The organism is Putridiphycobacter roseus (genome assembly GCF_003234935.1).
Taxonomy (GTDB): domain Bacteria; phylum Bacteroidota; class Bacteroidia; order Flavobacteriales_D; family Crocinitomicaceae; genus Putridiphycobacter; species Putridiphycobacter roseus.
In genome coordinates, this window is the sequence record NZ_QKSB01000001.1 from 837,863 (window position 1) to 853,206 (window position 15,344).

Annotated in this window: 9 protein-coding genes; 4 read left to right on the plus strand and 5 right to left on the minus strand. The window is 34.6% G+C overall.

The window, feature by feature from the left end:
• Positions 1-20: 20 nt before the first annotated feature.
• A complete protein-coding gene (locus DNU06_RS03525) occupies positions 21-3,344 on the minus strand; it encodes a TAT-variant-translocated molybdopterin oxidoreductase (protein ID WP_111061812.1) in 3,324 nt (1,107 codons plus the stop codon).
• A gap of 23 nt (positions 3,345-3,367) precedes the next feature.
• Positions 3,368-4,702: a cytochrome c3 family protein gene (locus tag DNU06_RS03530; RefSeq protein WP_158526807.1), complete on the minus strand. Its 1,335-nt coding sequence runs from the start codon at positions 4,700-4,702 to the stop codon at positions 3,368-3,370.
• A gap of 252 nt (positions 4,703-4,954) precedes the next feature.
• On the opposite strand from DNU06_RS03530, the gene DNU06_RS03535 reads away from it, so the two are divergent.
• Both DNU06_RS03535 and DNU06_RS03540 read left to right on the plus strand, forming a co-directional pair.
• Complete coding sequence (locus DNU06_RS03535) at positions 4,955-5,440, plus strand: SPOR domain-containing protein (RefSeq protein ID WP_111061814.1); 486 nt, start codon at positions 4,955-4,957, stop codon at positions 5,438-5,440.
• Between the two features lie 58 nt (positions 5,441-5,498).
• The gene (locus DNU06_RS03540; protein WP_111061815.1) at positions 5,499-9,380 is read left to right on the plus strand and encodes a DUF7948 domain-containing protein; all 3,882 of its coding nucleotides are present in this window, start codon (positions 5,499-5,501) and stop codon (positions 9,378-9,380) included.
• On the opposite strand, the gene DNU06_RS03545 is transcribed toward DNU06_RS03540, so the two are convergent.
• A complete protein-coding gene (locus DNU06_RS03545) occupies positions 9,367-9,993 on the minus strand; it encodes a uridine kinase family protein (protein WP_111061816.1) in 627 nt (208 codons plus the stop codon). The two genes, DNU06_RS03540 and DNU06_RS03545, sit on opposite strands and share 14 nt — an antisense overlap.
• A gap of 68 nt (positions 9,994-10,061) precedes the next feature.
• Here DNU06_RS03545 and DNU06_RS03550 point away from each other — a divergent pair, with 68 nt between their 5' ends.
• Positions 10,062-10,505: a T9SS type B sorting domain-containing protein gene (locus DNU06_RS03550; protein WP_111061817.1), complete on the plus strand. Its 444-nt coding sequence runs from the start codon at positions 10,062-10,064 to the stop codon at positions 10,503-10,505.
• Between the two features lie 143 nt (positions 10,506-10,648).
• Entirely contained in the window at positions 10,649-10,990 is a 342-nt protein-coding gene (locus DNU06_RS03555; RefSeq protein ID WP_111061818.1) for a DUF2853 family protein, read from the plus strand.
• A gap of 72 nt (positions 10,991-11,062) precedes the next feature.
• Here the strand turns inward: DNU06_RS03555 and DNU06_RS03560 are convergent, their stop codons facing one another.
• Together DNU06_RS03560 and DNU06_RS03565 are read right to left on the minus strand one after the other, a co-directional pair.
• Positions 11,063-13,186, minus strand: a complete 2,124-nt coding sequence (locus DNU06_RS03560; RefSeq protein WP_111061819.1) for a zinc-dependent metalloprotease — start codon at positions 13,184-13,186, stop codon at positions 11,063-11,065.
• Positions 13,187-13,188: 2 nt separating this feature from the next.
• Positions 13,189-15,288 carry a M43 family zinc metalloprotease gene (locus DNU06_RS03565; RefSeq protein WP_111061820.1) on the minus strand — a complete coding sequence of 700 codons (2,100 nt, stop codon included), beginning with the start codon at positions 15,286-15,288 and terminating at the stop codon, positions 13,189-13,191.
• Positions 15,289-15,344: the final 56 nt, after the last annotated feature.

Genomic DNA, 15,344 nt, shown 5'->3' on the forward strand with positions numbered 1-15,344 from the left:
ATTATATTCTCAAATTATTTTTAATGATGCGCACCTTCTGTATGTGCAGCATCTTCTCCATGGTGTGCTTCCGTATCATGTGATGCATCTTCATGTCCAGCATGATGTTCCGTTTGTAAAGCAGCTAACTCAGCATTATCTTCGTTTCTAACTTTTACTTTAAACCAAACATTTGGTTTAACACCTATTTCTTCTAATGCTTGATACGCTCTAACATCTTCTGTACTTTTTCTAATCGTTGAATGTACATCATTCCAATCACCAAAGTGAATTGCATCTGCTGGACAAGCGTCCGCACAAGCTGTCATGATATCTCCATCTTTAACAGGACGATCTTCTTTCTTAGCAACTAATTTACCAGTTTGAATTTCTTGAACACAGAAAGAACATTTTTCCATTACCCCTCTAGTTCTTACCACAACATCTGGATTCAATACCATACGGCCTAAATCATCTTGCGCTGGGTTAACTTCAGTAAACTTTCTGTAAGATGGGTAATCAAACCAGTTAAAACGACGTACTTTATAAGGACAGTTATTACCACAGTATCTTGTTCCAATACATCTGTTGTAAGCCATCATGTTTAAACCTTCATTCGAGTGCGTAGTTGCAGCTACTGGACAAACAGTTTCACATGGTGCATGGTTACAGTGATGACACATCATTGGCATATGGATTACAGAAGGAGCATCAGCTGGCTCTTGTAAACCATCAAAACCTTCCGTTTTAAATCCTTCTCCCTTTGTTCCAATTGCTGGCTCAATATCAGACGCATAATAACGATCCAATCTTAACCAATGCATTTCTCTACCTCTTCTTACTTCATCCTTTCCAACAACAGGAACGTTGTTTTCAGACTGACAAGCAATTAAACAAGTACCACATCCTGTACATGAGTTTAAATCAATAGCCATTCCCCATCTGTGTCCAACATTTTCTACAGGATGTTCATCCCATAAGTTGAATTCAGAAATAGGTTTTTCGTCATGATTCCATCCTGTATGTAATACATGCTTATGATTATATGCCGAAGCATCTTTAGTTTTATAAGTAGATAAAGTCGTTTCTCTAACAATAGAATTTCGACCCATTACTGTACTGTGTGTTTGTGTACATGCTAAATTGTAAACGCTTTCCGTTTTTTCAATTTTAGCACCCATAACACTAAAACTAGCGTTTAATAATGGATATACATTTACACCAATAACTTGTTTACCGCCATTATTTCCTGGTAAGAATTTACCGTATTGACCAGTTTGGTAAGCAGACTTACCAATTACTTCTCCATTTGCTCCTCTACCGTATCCTAATGCAATACCAATTGTTCCGTGTGCTTGACCAGGTTGTGGAAATACAGGTAATTCAAAAACTTGATCCCCTACTGTTACTTTAGCAACAGTTGAAGGACTTTCTTGTCCTAAATGTATGCTATAACCTTCTCTCTCCATTTCATCTGGAGACATGGTAATGTAATTATCCCAAGTTACTTTAGAAACGGAATCTGGCATTTCTTGTAACCAAGGATTATTTGCCATTGTACCATCTCCTATAGATGATTTTTCATATAAGGTGATTTCCCAATCTCCTCCTTTTACAGCTGCAATTGATTTTGCCGCTTTATTAATATTTCCAATAAATTCAATAGCAGTGGCAGGAATTTCTTCCACAGCCGTTACACTTTTGTGTACTGCATCATTCCACCAAGAATCAAAGCTTGCGAAACCAGCTGTTGCCTTATAACCATATTCTTTCCATACTGATTGAATAAAATCATAATAATTTTTGCTGTCTCTACCTGCATGAGAAGCCATACCTGCCCATATCATTAATGATTCTGCAGCCGGTCTTGTATCAAACAAAGGACGAATAGTTGGCTGAGCCAAAGCATAAGTATTTGTTTTCGGACTAAAATCATTCCAAGCTTCAAGATCGTGACTTTGTGCCGCTAAATAATTACACAAACTTGCAGTTTCATCAGCATACTTTGCAATAGCAACAGATACACCCACTTTTTCCAATCCAGCTTTAAATGCTGCTGAATCTGCATAAGAATAAACAGGGTTTGTGTTCCACATAATAATGGCATCCACTTTACCTGCATTCATATCTTGTACTAAGCCGGCCATTTTATCATCTTGTGAGTTGAATAAATTCACCCCATTATTAAGATTAATAGTCGACTTGTAGTTATTTAATTTTGCATTAATTGCATTTACAACGGTTTGGTAAGCCTCATCTGTAGCACCGGCTACTAATAAACTTTGACCACTATTTGCTTTTAAAGCTTTAGCAGCAGCTCTTACTTTCTTAAGAACACCTTCCGATAATACAGTTGTATCTACACCTGTTAATGGCGCTCCTACAATTTCTTTATGTAAAATAGATAATACCGCACCTTGTTGTGATGGTTTTACCATTCCTCTAACATCTGCATTTGAACCTGTCAAAGACATATTTGCTTCAAAATGGAAATGTTTATTCATCCATTCCCCATCTGGATTTCTTTTAGCAGCATATTGTGCCGCATATTCATTCGACATTAACCATGAATTAAGAAAATCAGCAGCAACACTAACAATTACTTTTGCTTTAGAAAAATCATAATCAGGAATAACTGCTTTACCAAAAGAAGCTTCATTAGCTTTTCTTATTCCTTGGTAAGATACAGCGTCATATTGTACATGCTCAACATTACTCTGTTTATCTTCTGACTCAGCATCACCACCACCATAAGTAGCTTTAAAGTTTTCAATAATAGTATTTGTTGAAGGACTAATTTCTGTACCTGACAATAAAACTATTTTTCCACTTTTATTTGCAATGCCTTTTAATTTAGATTTAAGGTTAGCATCCAATACCGTCCAATCCACTTTTTGATCGTTGGCAACAGGACTTTGTAACCTCTCACTATTGTATAAAGATAAAACAGATGCCACCACTCGTGGATTTGCTGTTTTACTATAGGTAGATAAATGTTTATTTCCTTTGATAAAAATCGGACGACCTTCTCTAGTTTTTACTAAAATATTAGCAAATGTTGAACCGTCGTAATAGGATGACGCATACCAATTTGGCATACCTGGTGTAATTTCTTCAGGTTTTACAACATATGGTACTGCTTTAATAACAGGTGACTCACATGCTGCTAATGTTGCTGCTGCAACACTAAATCCTAAAAATTTCAAGAAATCTCTTCTTCCCGTTGAGCTCTCTTCTAAGTTTTCATTAGATAAGAATTCATTTACACTTAGTTCTTCTGGAAATTCATTTTTTGAACTTTCCAAAAATTCCGGTGTTTCATGAAACTCTTCGAGACCTTTCCAATATTTTTTATTTGTTCCCATATTCTATTAGCCTAAATTCAGAATTAATAATGACATTTTGCACATTCCCAACCACCAAGCTCCGCAACTGTCACCTTGCCATCTTCTTTATATTTTTGATAGGTTTCTTTGTCTGTTAATAAACGCTTGTGTATTTCGTTATAATAAGATCCTTTTGCTGCAGACTTAATGTCGATTTCTTTTTTACCATGACATTCTAAACACCAACCCATTGTTAAAGTTGGACGTGTAAATTTGATTTTATTGTCTTCAACAGCATTCAAATCTTCTGTAGTCATTACTCTTGCTACAGTTTCTTTTGTCATATCACCGTGACATTGTTTACAATCCAATCCACCAACTTTAACGTGTTGTGAGTGATTAAAATAAACATGATCTGGTAAGTTATGTACTTTGGTCCATCTTATTGGCTCCGTCTCACCACTATATTCTAAAGTATTTGGATCAAATCCTGCCGCATCATAAATCTTTTGAATCTCAGTAGTTCCATATTCTTTCCCTTCAGAAACTCCTTTATGACAATTCATACATACATTTACTGTAGGAATACCTGCAGTTTTAGATTTCTCTACAGAGTTGTGACAATATTTACATTCTATACCTAAAGTTCCAGCATGTAATTTGTGCGAATATTTAATCGGTTGATCTGGTTTATAATTTTCGAAAACACCAATTTGATTTAAACCACCAAAGCCTAATGTTAGTGTGCCTATTAATAATACAAATCCAAAAAAGAAAACCATATTAAAGTTTTTCCACAACCATCTTCTAGTAGACTGCACAAAAGTTTCTCCTTCCATCATTGGTTCACCATCTTCGTCTAAACTCGCATTCTTTAATTCACGACTTACACCACTAACAGCAAATATTACCACCAATAATAATCCAGCAATTACCCACCAATACCAATTGGAAGGTTCTGCTTCAACAACCACCTCTTGCACACCTGTTCCTTCTACCACAACAGCAACAGCTGGTCCAGCAGCGATATACGCCAATAAATTATCAATGTCTTCATCAGAAACTGCCTGAGCTGTCATTACAGAACCATTAAACTCAGCAACCAAACCTTTTGCATAAGGATCTCCTGAAGCTTTCACATACTCTTGTGAATTCTTAATCCAAGCATACATGTTTTCAATAGAAGAATTCTCTTCCCATCTTTCTGCAATACCATTTAAGGCTGGCCCAACTAACTTCTTGTCTAATTTGTGACAGGCAGCACAGTTGGCCTTAAATACTTTTTCACCCTTTTCAGCATCCTGCGCAAAGCCAGAATTACTGATAAAGAATAAGAATAAAGTCAAGACGAATAACGAACTTAACTTACTGATTTTTAATTTATTTGATAATTTCATTGGCGAAATATTAATACTTTTTAAATTCATATTTTCTCCCTAAGTGCCCACAAAATTATAACAATCGCTATCTTATTCTAATTATTAGAAAGTTTTTTGACCTCTTGATTCCTAATTTAGAATGCTTCTAAATAAATACCTGTTAGTAAATATTAGTAAAAATTTAGAAAGTGTCTCTTATCTAGTAAATATATTAGATGGCACCATCTGTGTTATACTTTAAAAATTAATACATTTGTTAAAATTACCTGCATGAAAACAATTATTATTCTTTTACTTTTAATTACAAGCACAACTACTTATAGTCAAGACTCTACTTTAAGTTTTAATTTTTTCAATAAAAATATTTCAAAAGACAGCATTGCAAAATTGGACTTTAATAGTCAAAGTAAAGGCAATATTGAAGTACATCAACCAAAGGAATTGAAAGAAATCACTGAATTTGTTAGCCGAAATAAAGACCATATGGATCAAGTAAAAATTGAAGGCTATCGCATCCAAATTTATTTTAACGAAAACAAATCTACCGCGCTTGGTCAAAAAGCAAATTTTTTATCCAGTTACGGAGAACACAAAGCATATTTAGATTACATGGCACCTAACTATAGAGTGCGCGTGGGTAACTTTAGAACTAAATTAGAAGCAGAAAAATTAAAGCAAGAATTATTGTCAGCCTATCCTACCTGCATTGTGCTTCCTGACAATATAGAATTACCGAAAATAATTGAAAAAGAGTAAATAGGCAACCTTTTCGATAAATCTCCCGTCTAAAGAGACAGGGTTATATTAATATATAATGAATTTGAAGTGTTACACCTTAATAATCTTTATGATGGTGGCTTTAGGCATATTGGGGCAACCTTCAATATGGATTAAGCCGAATAAAGGTCAATGGCATGAAAATGTAGCTTATAAAATTGGAATTCCAGGCGGTGATTTATTTTTGGAAAACAATGGATTTACCTATCAATTTCATAATGGAGCCGATTTTATTCATGAGCATAACCATGCAGATGAACATTTAGAATCCACTGAGTTATTTAAAAGTCATGTCATAAAGACTACGTTTTTAGGCGCAAATAAAACAACGAAATTTAAAGAAAGCATTCCCTCAACACATGTTGAAAACTATATCTTAGGTAATGACCCAAGTAAATGGGTTAACAGTTTAACACTTTATAATTCTGTACAATACCAATCGATTTATCCAGGTATTGATTTGCATATTTATGAACAAAATCAGACGCTAAAGTATGATTATATAATAGCACCCAACACCAATACAGAACAACTTCAAATTAAGTACGAGGGTCAAAATAGTTTAGAAATTGAAAATGGGCAATTAAACATACACACTACTTTTGGCATGTTTTCTGAAAGCAAACCCATAGCTTATCAAATGATCCATGGCGAAAAAAAAATAGTGCTTTGCAATTACACCATAGATAAGGATATCATCAGTTTTGAATTTCCGGAAGGATATAGTAATTCAGACACATTGGTCATTGACCCTATTTTGCTTTTTTCTACCTTCACTGGATCTTCTGCGGATAACTGGGGAATGACCGCTTGTCCTGATGTAAATCAAAAACTGATAGCCGCAGGAATAGTATTTGGAAGTGGGTATCCAACTTCAACAGGTGCACAAAGCACTACGTTTAATGGTGGGCAAGTAGATATAGGTTTAACCAAATTCAATGCATTAGGGACCGGAATTGAATTTTCAACTTATATTGGTGGTACTGGAGCAGAAACACCCCACAGTATAATTGTCAATGACGCCAATCAAATATTTTTAATGGGGGCTACCTCATCTTCTAATTTTCCAATTCCACCAAATGCTTATCAACCTAATTTTGCTGGCGGTACATTAAACACCAATATAGATGGTATTTTATTTACAGCCGGAACTGATTTATATGCTATAAAATTAAACCCCACGGGAACCACTATTCAAAACGGCACTTTTTTGGGTGGCACAGGAAATGATGGTGTGGTTAACTTAAATAATGGTGGTGCAAATATTGCCTACAATTATGGTGACCAATTAAGAGGAGAAATTATTGTTGATCAAAATTCAAACGTTTACATTTCCTCTACAACTAGTTCTACCGATTTCCCAACCAATAATGGATTTAGCACTACCCTAAACGGCTCTCAAGATGCTGTTTTTGTAAAGTTAAACAATATATTTTCTAATTTATTATATGGCACCTATATCGGAGGTTCAGGACTAGAATCAGGAAATTCAATTCAAATTGGCAGCAATGGGGATTTATACATGGCTGGTGGTACTACTAGCTCAAATTTTCCATTTACATCCGGACAAATTAACCCTAGTTTCTTAGGCGGAAGTACAGATGGATATGTATTAAGGTTAGAAGCTCCAAACTATGCTAATCCTATAGCAACTTATTTAGGTACGAATGATTATGACCAAGCTTATTTTGTACAATTAGATTTAAATGATAAGGTATACATATATGGCCAATCTAAAGGAAATTATCCCGTTACGACGGGGAAATATGTGAATCCAAATAGTGGTCAATTTATTCATAAAATGAATTCAGATTTATCCACAACTGAATGGTCTTCTGTTTTTGGTGGAGGTACTGGTGATGTAGAAATTTCTCCTACGGCTTTTTTAGTCAGTGATTGCTATGAAATTTATATCGCAGGATGGGGTGGACTTACCAATTCCAGTAATTCGAGTGCAAGTAATAGTACTACCAATGGTTTTCCTACTACTTCAGATGCTTACCAAGACATTACAGGAGGTAGTAATTTTTATTTAGCTTTATTTACACCAGATATGCTGGCATTAAAATATGCCACTTTTATGGGTAATCCAACTTCAACAAACGACCATGTAGATGGTGGCACATGTCGATTTGATAAAAGTGGTAAAATCTACCATGCAGTTTGTGCTGCTTGCTCCTCAACAGGTTCCTTTCCTACTACGCCTGGGGCATATTCAACTACAAATGGATCCACGAATTGTAATATGGCTGGTTTCGTATTTGATTTATCTAAAATAGAAGCGACTTTGGGGGTTCCAATTCCAATAACGTGTTTGCCTAACGCAACCATCTTCACCAATTCAAGTATTAATGGAAATACCTTTATGTGGTATTTTGGAGATGGGGATAGTTCTAGTGTATTTTCTCCATCACACCTGTATGCAAACCCAGGAATATATGATGTCATATTGATTGTTTCTGACAGCAATGGATGTTATACGCCAGACACTGCCTTTACCCAAGTAGAAATAATTTTACCTGTTTACGAAGCTTATGTCTTGGAAGATACCATCTGTCCTGGAACCAGTGTACAAGTTATTGCTAGCGGTGGCACAGACTATGTTTGGGGACCACCTTTACTATTTAACAACCCTTATTTATTTAACCCCATACTCACAATCGATAACGATACAACAATCACAGTAGAAATTAGTAGCGTTTGTGGCATAACCAGTTTAACAGTAGATGTATGGACTTTTGATTTAGTGGGAGGAGCTGGTCCAGACACCACGATTTGTACTGGTCAAAGTACAGAAATATGGGCTACAGGCGGTGGCTCTTATTTATGGAATCCACCTTTGGGTCTTTCCGATCCGCTCATTAGCAACCCAATAGCCACTGTCACTCAAAACACACAATTTAAGGTTTATATCACAACACCTGATCAATGCCATTTCGCAGACTCCCTTTATATTTTTGTAGACCAAGGACTGCCGAACCCAAAAGTACAATCCTCTGCAGATATTTGCTTTGGCAGTAATATTCAATTGACAGCAAGTGGTGCCCTAACTTATGAATGGTCACCAAACTATAACATTAGTAATACACAGATTCCTAATCCAATTGTAGCACCGGCTGTAGACACCACTTACATAGTAAGTTTTACCAATGCATGTGGCACTTCACTCGATATGGTAGATGTATATGTACATGATGTAAAGGCAATCACCAGACCTGACACATCCATTTGCCCAGAAGAACCCATTTCTTTATGGGCGACAGGTGGGATTTATTACGAATGGTATCCCACGGTAAGAGTAGCAGATTATAAAGAAGCAAATACCATAGCTACACCAGTAAAATCAACATACTATACTGTAACGGTAAGTGATGATTATGGCTGTGAAGACAGTACAGGATTTTATGTAACGGTATTCGATTTACCAAAAATAACTTTATCCACGGATATCATTGCAGTGGCAGGTGATATCATACCCATATGGGCAGATGGCAATGGGGAAATAGAATGGTTTCCAAAAAGCTTTATTACCTGTGATATTTGTCCAGAAACAGAAGTTTACCCGCCATCAAATACGAATTACACTGCGGTTTTAACCAATGAAAATGGTTGTAAAGTTCAAGGAGATGTACTCATTAGTTTTGAACCATTAATTTACGTACCTAATGTTTTTACACCAGATGGAAACGATTATAATAACACCTTTAAAGCAATAACCCAGAATATTGAACAATTTGAAATGACCATTTATAACCGTTGGGGAGAAATTGTATTTAAATCTTATGATACAGATGGAGAATGGGATGGTTATTATAATGGTCGCTTATCCCAAGATGGTCTCTATATTTGGGTAATTGATTATGTGGATTTGAATGGGAAAAAAGAACAACTTCTAGGACATGTTTCTATTCTGAAATAACAGAGAGCACATTTCTTATTTTATCTATTAAGACATTAATATTTTCATCAAAAGATTGATTATTTGTAATGATCAGATCTACCTCATCTATATATGGTAAAACATAATTATTATAGGCTGGCAAAACATGGTGCTTCCACTGATAGATAATATCCTCCTTCGAATAGTTTCTTTCCTGTAAATCTCTTTTTAACCTTCTTTCAAATTGAAGATCCGGATCCATTTTAAGGTATACTGCATAGTCTAACCTTTGCTTTAAAAAAGGATAACACATTACAAACAATCCTTCCACTAATAGGATATCTTTCGAAACTAAAGAAACATCACTTCTATCACCAATAGGGTTATTAAAGTTATAGGTTGAAAAAGAAATATCTTGTCCTTCAACTAACTTTAAAAAATCAGCTGCCATTCTCTTAGTGTCTAAGGCTGTTGGCAAATCAAAATTTACGATACCATTTTCATCTCGTTGTTGCTTTTCAATTGGCAAATAATAATTATCCAAGGAGAAAGTAGTAATTTTATTGGGGAACTCTTTACGTAACAATTCAATTAATGTCGTTTTTCCAACACCACTACCCCCAGTAATTCCTATTATAAATTTTTTTGGCATTTAACTTTTTTTTAGCTACCCTGCTATATTTAAATTCGTCTATTGCAAAACTAAAAGAATAAATTAATATGCATCTATTTACAATAATTGGAATTTCTTTTTTGTGCATTAATACAACAATAGTAAATGCAACCGAAATAAATTCAAAGCCTAAAGCATCCCCATGCAACACCATAAAAACATCCACTTTTATTAACCATACAGACACAGACAGCAGTCTTTTTGTATTAGAGGACCCTTCTAGTCTATTTATACCAAATGCTTTTACACCTTGGAGTTACAATGGTAAAAACAACACATTTAAAGTTATAGGTAAAGAAATTGATCAATTTGAAATGATCATTTACAATCGCTCGGGAGAAATCGTATTCAAGTCTTATAATCCAGATAAAGAATGGGATGGGAAATACGCGAGCAGGTATTGTTCACCAGGAGTTTACTTATACCAAATAAAATATATAAGCAATTATGGGAGTAAAAAAAGCAGACAAGGCTTTGTCACCATTTTATAAAAAATACAATCGTATGATGTTTAATCCAATTATTAAGTTAGAACAATAAAGAAAATACCAATTATACAATAAAAATATAAAACATAAACTTTTTAAAATATTTGAAAAATGCTATCTTTAGCGTACATAATAAATTAAAAACTATGAGTAAAAGAGCGGAATTAATTGAAAAGTACAAAAAAGAAATGACCAAATTAGGTATTAACAATGTAAATAATGACTTATTCGAAAAGGTTGTTATTGGTTGCGGTCCTTCTATATATAATGCAGACTCTTCTACAGTTTCTGGATCAGATGCTAAAGAATTAGCAACGGTTAAAAACAATTTTTTAATCAAGAAATTAGGACTAAAAGATGGTCCAACTTTAGATAGCGCTATTGAGGACGTAATAACTGAAATGGGAAAATCTAATAAAAATAAGTATAGAGCTATTTTCTATTATTTGTTAGTAGAAAAGTTTAACAAAGCAGAAGTTTATAAATAAGCACAAAATTTTTTGATGAAAAAAGGGGCAAATTAATAATTTGCCCCTTTTTTATGTCTTCGTATTAAATACTTATTGTTTGATCAATTTTAAAGTTTCAAACTTATTATCACTTTTAATATTAACCAAGTAAACACCTTTAGCAAGTGAAGCAGTTTCCAACTGTAAACTTAAATTATCATTGGTCACAGTTGTATTTATCATCTCTTGAATACGTGCGCCATTAATATCATATAGTGTTACTGAAATGTTCATGTTATCATAACCTCTCAACGTTAGATTACTATTTCCGTTTGTAGGGTTCGGGTATAAACTAGCAAAGGCTAAGCCTTCATTTTGCGTACCATCTAAGCCTACATAGTCAGGTGAAACAATGTTGATGTCATCAATATAGATGTTATTCCCTTCACTAGAACTAAATTCAAATTTGTACCTAAAGTTTGGTACAAAATATACGTCATTAATATTGTTAACTACAACAGTTTTCCAGTCTTCATCTGCTGGCGCATAACTACTATTTTGAACATTTGAATTTAAAAAACTTCCGTGAATAGATTTCCGCAACACCCATGTTTCACCACAGTCATTGGACACAAAAAACTTTAAGTATTCATCATCTAATGCATCTTTTTTATGGTAAGCATATTTGAATTCAAAAGCTACTGTGTGGTTAGCGGTAAGATTTCCTAAATCTATCGCACCAGAAATAAATTTATCTACATCTATTCCATTTGCACTATAATTATTCAAAAATAAAGAATGATTACCCGTACTACCTGTACTATTAGTTACTTCCCACCCAAAATCATTATTGGGATTGTCTATAGAAAAACTAATATTGTCAGGAAAGGCTGATTGGTTTTCAAATCCTTCAAAATATGGAAGACTTTCTCCCGGAACGTCTAACACACTAATGGAATTAATTAAGGTCACCGTTTCTTGGTTACTGGCATTAGAAACAGTTAAAGTAACTGGATACTGACCAGGTGAATTATAAGACACCACTACATTTGAATCCGTTGAAGTACTCGGTGTTCCTCCTGGAAAAGACCAAGCTCTAGTAGTAATATTATGAACAGAAATATCCGAAAATTCTATACTACTTCCAGCACAGGAAATACTATTCGTTTGGGTAAATATTGCCTCACATATTTCTTCGGTATTATTTGAAACACCACTAGCGATTAAATTGGCACTAGTCGATAAATTATCTCTACCAGCCGTACTATTTAATAAGGCAGTTTGCATCCTTGCAGCTTGACCGTCTGTAAACATAGTTGAACAATAAGAATACTCCATTATGTTCTGTACGTTATCTAAAGAGCCGCATGAAACACCAGCAGTATTACAAGAAGACCAACCGATTGTATTAGGTGTATCTGTTACATTGTCATCACTACTACAACTACTGCCAACACCCGGACTATTCGTTGAGCCCCAGCAATGCGCCAAATTAAACCAATGGCCAACTTCGTGACTTAAAGTATGTCGAGCTACATTAGAACTTGTTCCAGTAGTACCCATATAATCATGTCGCATAAAAATTGCCCCATACATTTGATTTGGATTAAAAAAGTTAGATGGTCTATAGGTATACCCAGCCGCGCCATTAGGATCGATACAAACAATAATGGATAAATAGTCTTTTTGTGGCCATATACCATGTTGCGCCACAACTGCATCCACAATGTCGTGAGACCCATTACTCATTCCTGTATCGAAAGTAGTGCTGGATGCCGTTCTAGTTATCCCACTATGACAATTTCCATTTGGATCTTTTGTCGCTAATACAAATTCAAAACTTGGATTACCAGTAATTCCTGAAAACGCGGAAACAGTATTTCCCAAGTCTGAATTCAGCATGTTATAATCTATATTTAAAGTTTCGATAGCCTCATTAATCTGCGCATTTGAAATGTTTTCCACACCACCTAAATGAACCACATGTACTACTACTGGAATGGTATATGTGGAGCGATCATCTGCACTAAAACTTGATAAATAAGATTGATAATCAATTTCAAAAGCTACTTGATCTATACTATCTTGTATACGATAAGCATTATTTTCTAAACTTAACTTTTCTCTTTCTATGTGTTCTGCGCACATAATCGGGTTTTCATAACTTGTGGTCTGTGCATGCAAAACAATACCGAATTGGAGCATTAAAGCACTTATAAATATAGAAATTTTCATGTTTATTTTTTTATAAATTTCTTAGAAATTGAACCTTGCTCATTCGTAAATGAAATGAAATACAAACCAACTGCTAAATTTTCTGTAGACAATTGAATGGTATTTCCATCCGTCTGATTAAAATATAAATTTTGTAATTCTTTACCCGCTGCATCATAAACTTTCATACTGGTATTTGCATCTGTTAATTGCACATTTAAAACATTACTTACTGGATTTGGATACATTTGAATTTGCGCTAAACCTTTTTCTTCATCTACTGCTAACCATGATTCTGGAACAATATTAATATTGTCGATAAAGATGTTGTTACCACCATCACTTTCGAATACAAATTTATACCTGAAATTAGAGATGAAAAAAGAATTATCAATATTACTAATTACCACATTATTCCAATCCTCAATACTACTTGGTGTAAATACCCCACTGGTGACTTCATTATTTAAAAAGTTACCATGTATTGATTTTCTAAAAGCCCAATTTTCGCCACAGTCATCTGAAACATAAACCTTCAAATAATCATCACTTGCGCTCGTGCGCTTGTTATAAGCATAGTCAAAAGTAAAAATTAGATTGTCGGTTGGATCCAATACACTTAAATCAATAGTGCCTGATTCAAATGAAACTACAGCACCAACACTTCCGTTTTGGTAATTATTGTACCAAATTGATTTTGTTCCTGTGTGGGCTGCATTTGTCGTAAGTTCCCAATCATTTACGCCATTATAGTTACTGGAAAAGAAATTATAATTATCGGGAAAAGTAACACTTTCAAACCCTTCTTGAATTGGCAAATTATTTCCAGGTACTGGTAAAACGGTAATGTAATTTGTTTTTGTTTCCATAAGCGTACTTGTGCCATCAGAAACCTCTAAGGATACTGTATACACACCAGCCGTATTATAAGTCACTGAAATTAAAGAATCATTACTCGTCGCTGGAGAACCACCATTGATATTCCAATTTCTTGTATTGATTCCAGCATATGACAAATCATAAAAATCTATACTACTACCCGCACAGATTACTTGTTGTGTGGATTCAAAACTAGCGCTACACAAAACATCTGGTTGTGTTACCCCAGTATTGTTTAAATTAGTAGCAGAAGTTAATGTCGTTAAAAAACCATAACTATCAATATTAAAATGCATGATATTCTTCTGGTCGGTTGAAAACATATTCTGACAATCACTATAACTCATATAATTCTCAAGTTGGTCAACAACATTCACGCCGTAAAAATCTCCACTTTGAATTTGATTACAAGAATTATATGTATCGCTACAAGATTGCGTTGATTGCGCAGAAGGAGGCGTATCACAGCAATAATCTCCTGCATTAGAGCAATCTGTCCCAGTGGAACCACAGCCGTCTTGAAAAACATGAAAAAGACCTAAGCAATGTCCAATTTCGTGGGTTAAAGTTCGATCTCCTGTTCCAGTCCCAATTTCCCCAACTCTGTCGTGACGAATTATTACACCATAAGTACTAGCCGAACCAAAATAAGGAAATTGTGCATATCCTAATATCGTTCCAGCGCTACCCGTATTTTCAATATCATTTACCACCCAAACATTAAAATAATTTGATCGATTCCAAATATCCATTCCTCCACCAGAAAAACTTTTTGAAGTGGCATCACTACCATTATATGTCCCGTTAGCTGAATTTCTTCTTTCTACACCATTGGTACAGTTTCCATTTGGATCTAGTTTTGCCAGTTGAAAACATATTTTTGCATTTGCAGCTCTTGGTAAAAACGGTGCATCCACAGTATTCCTTGTATCAATAGTGTCTGCATTTAGTCGATTAAAATCTTCATTTAATATACGGATGCCATCTAAAATTTGAGCATGGGATATATTCCCAATACCGTTATCATGTATTACGTGGAAAACTACGGGTATAATAATCGAATCTGAACGGTCAGAAGCAACACCAACAGTATGCATTCTTGACATGTACTCGTCTATTTGATTTTGTAAATTTGGATTTTCAGCCAAGCTTTGTTGGTAATAATGATCGGTACCACACCAATCTGATTGCGCCAGTGTAAGCAGAGATATGGTTATAAATAAAGATGTAAGTATGAATTTCATGTTAAAAAGTTGATTTTTGATGTTTGTAAATTTAAGTTAATTTTAATTGAATGTTA

Excerpts from the sequence above, each read along its gene's own strand:
- DNU06_RS03525 (WP_111061812.1), bottom strand. The coding sequence starts at position 3,344 with ATGGGAACAAATAAAAAATATTGGAAAGGTCTCGAAGAGTTTCATGAA.
- DNU06_RS03530 (WP_158526807.1), bottom strand. The coding sequence starts at position 4,702 with ATGAAATTATCAAATAAATTAAAAATCAGTAAGTTAAGTTCGTTATTC.
- DNU06_RS03535 (WP_111061814.1), top strand. The coding sequence starts at position 4,955 with ATGAAAACAATTATTATTCTTTTACTTTTAATTACAAGCACAACTACT.
- DNU06_RS03540 (WP_111061815.1), top strand. The coding sequence starts at position 5,499 with ATGAATTTGAAGTGTTACACCTTAATAATCTTTATGATGGTGGCTTTA.
- DNU06_RS03545 (WP_111061816.1), bottom strand. The coding sequence starts at position 9,993 with ATGCCAAAAAAATTTATAATAGGAATTACTGGGGGTAGTGGTGTTGGA.
- DNU06_RS03550 (WP_111061817.1), top strand. The coding sequence starts at position 10,062 with ATGCATCTATTTACAATAATTGGAATTTCTTTTTTGTGCATTAATACA.
- DNU06_RS03555 (WP_111061818.1), top strand. The coding sequence starts at position 10,649 with ATGAGTAAAAGAGCGGAATTAATTGAAAAGTACAAAAAAGAAATGACC.
- DNU06_RS03560 (WP_111061819.1), bottom strand. The coding sequence starts at position 13,186 with ATGAAAATTTCTATATTTATAAGTGCTTTAATGCTCCAATTCGGTATT.
- DNU06_RS03565 (WP_111061820.1), bottom strand. The coding sequence starts at position 15,288 with ATGAAATTCATACTTACATCTTTATTTATAACCATATCTCTGCTTACA.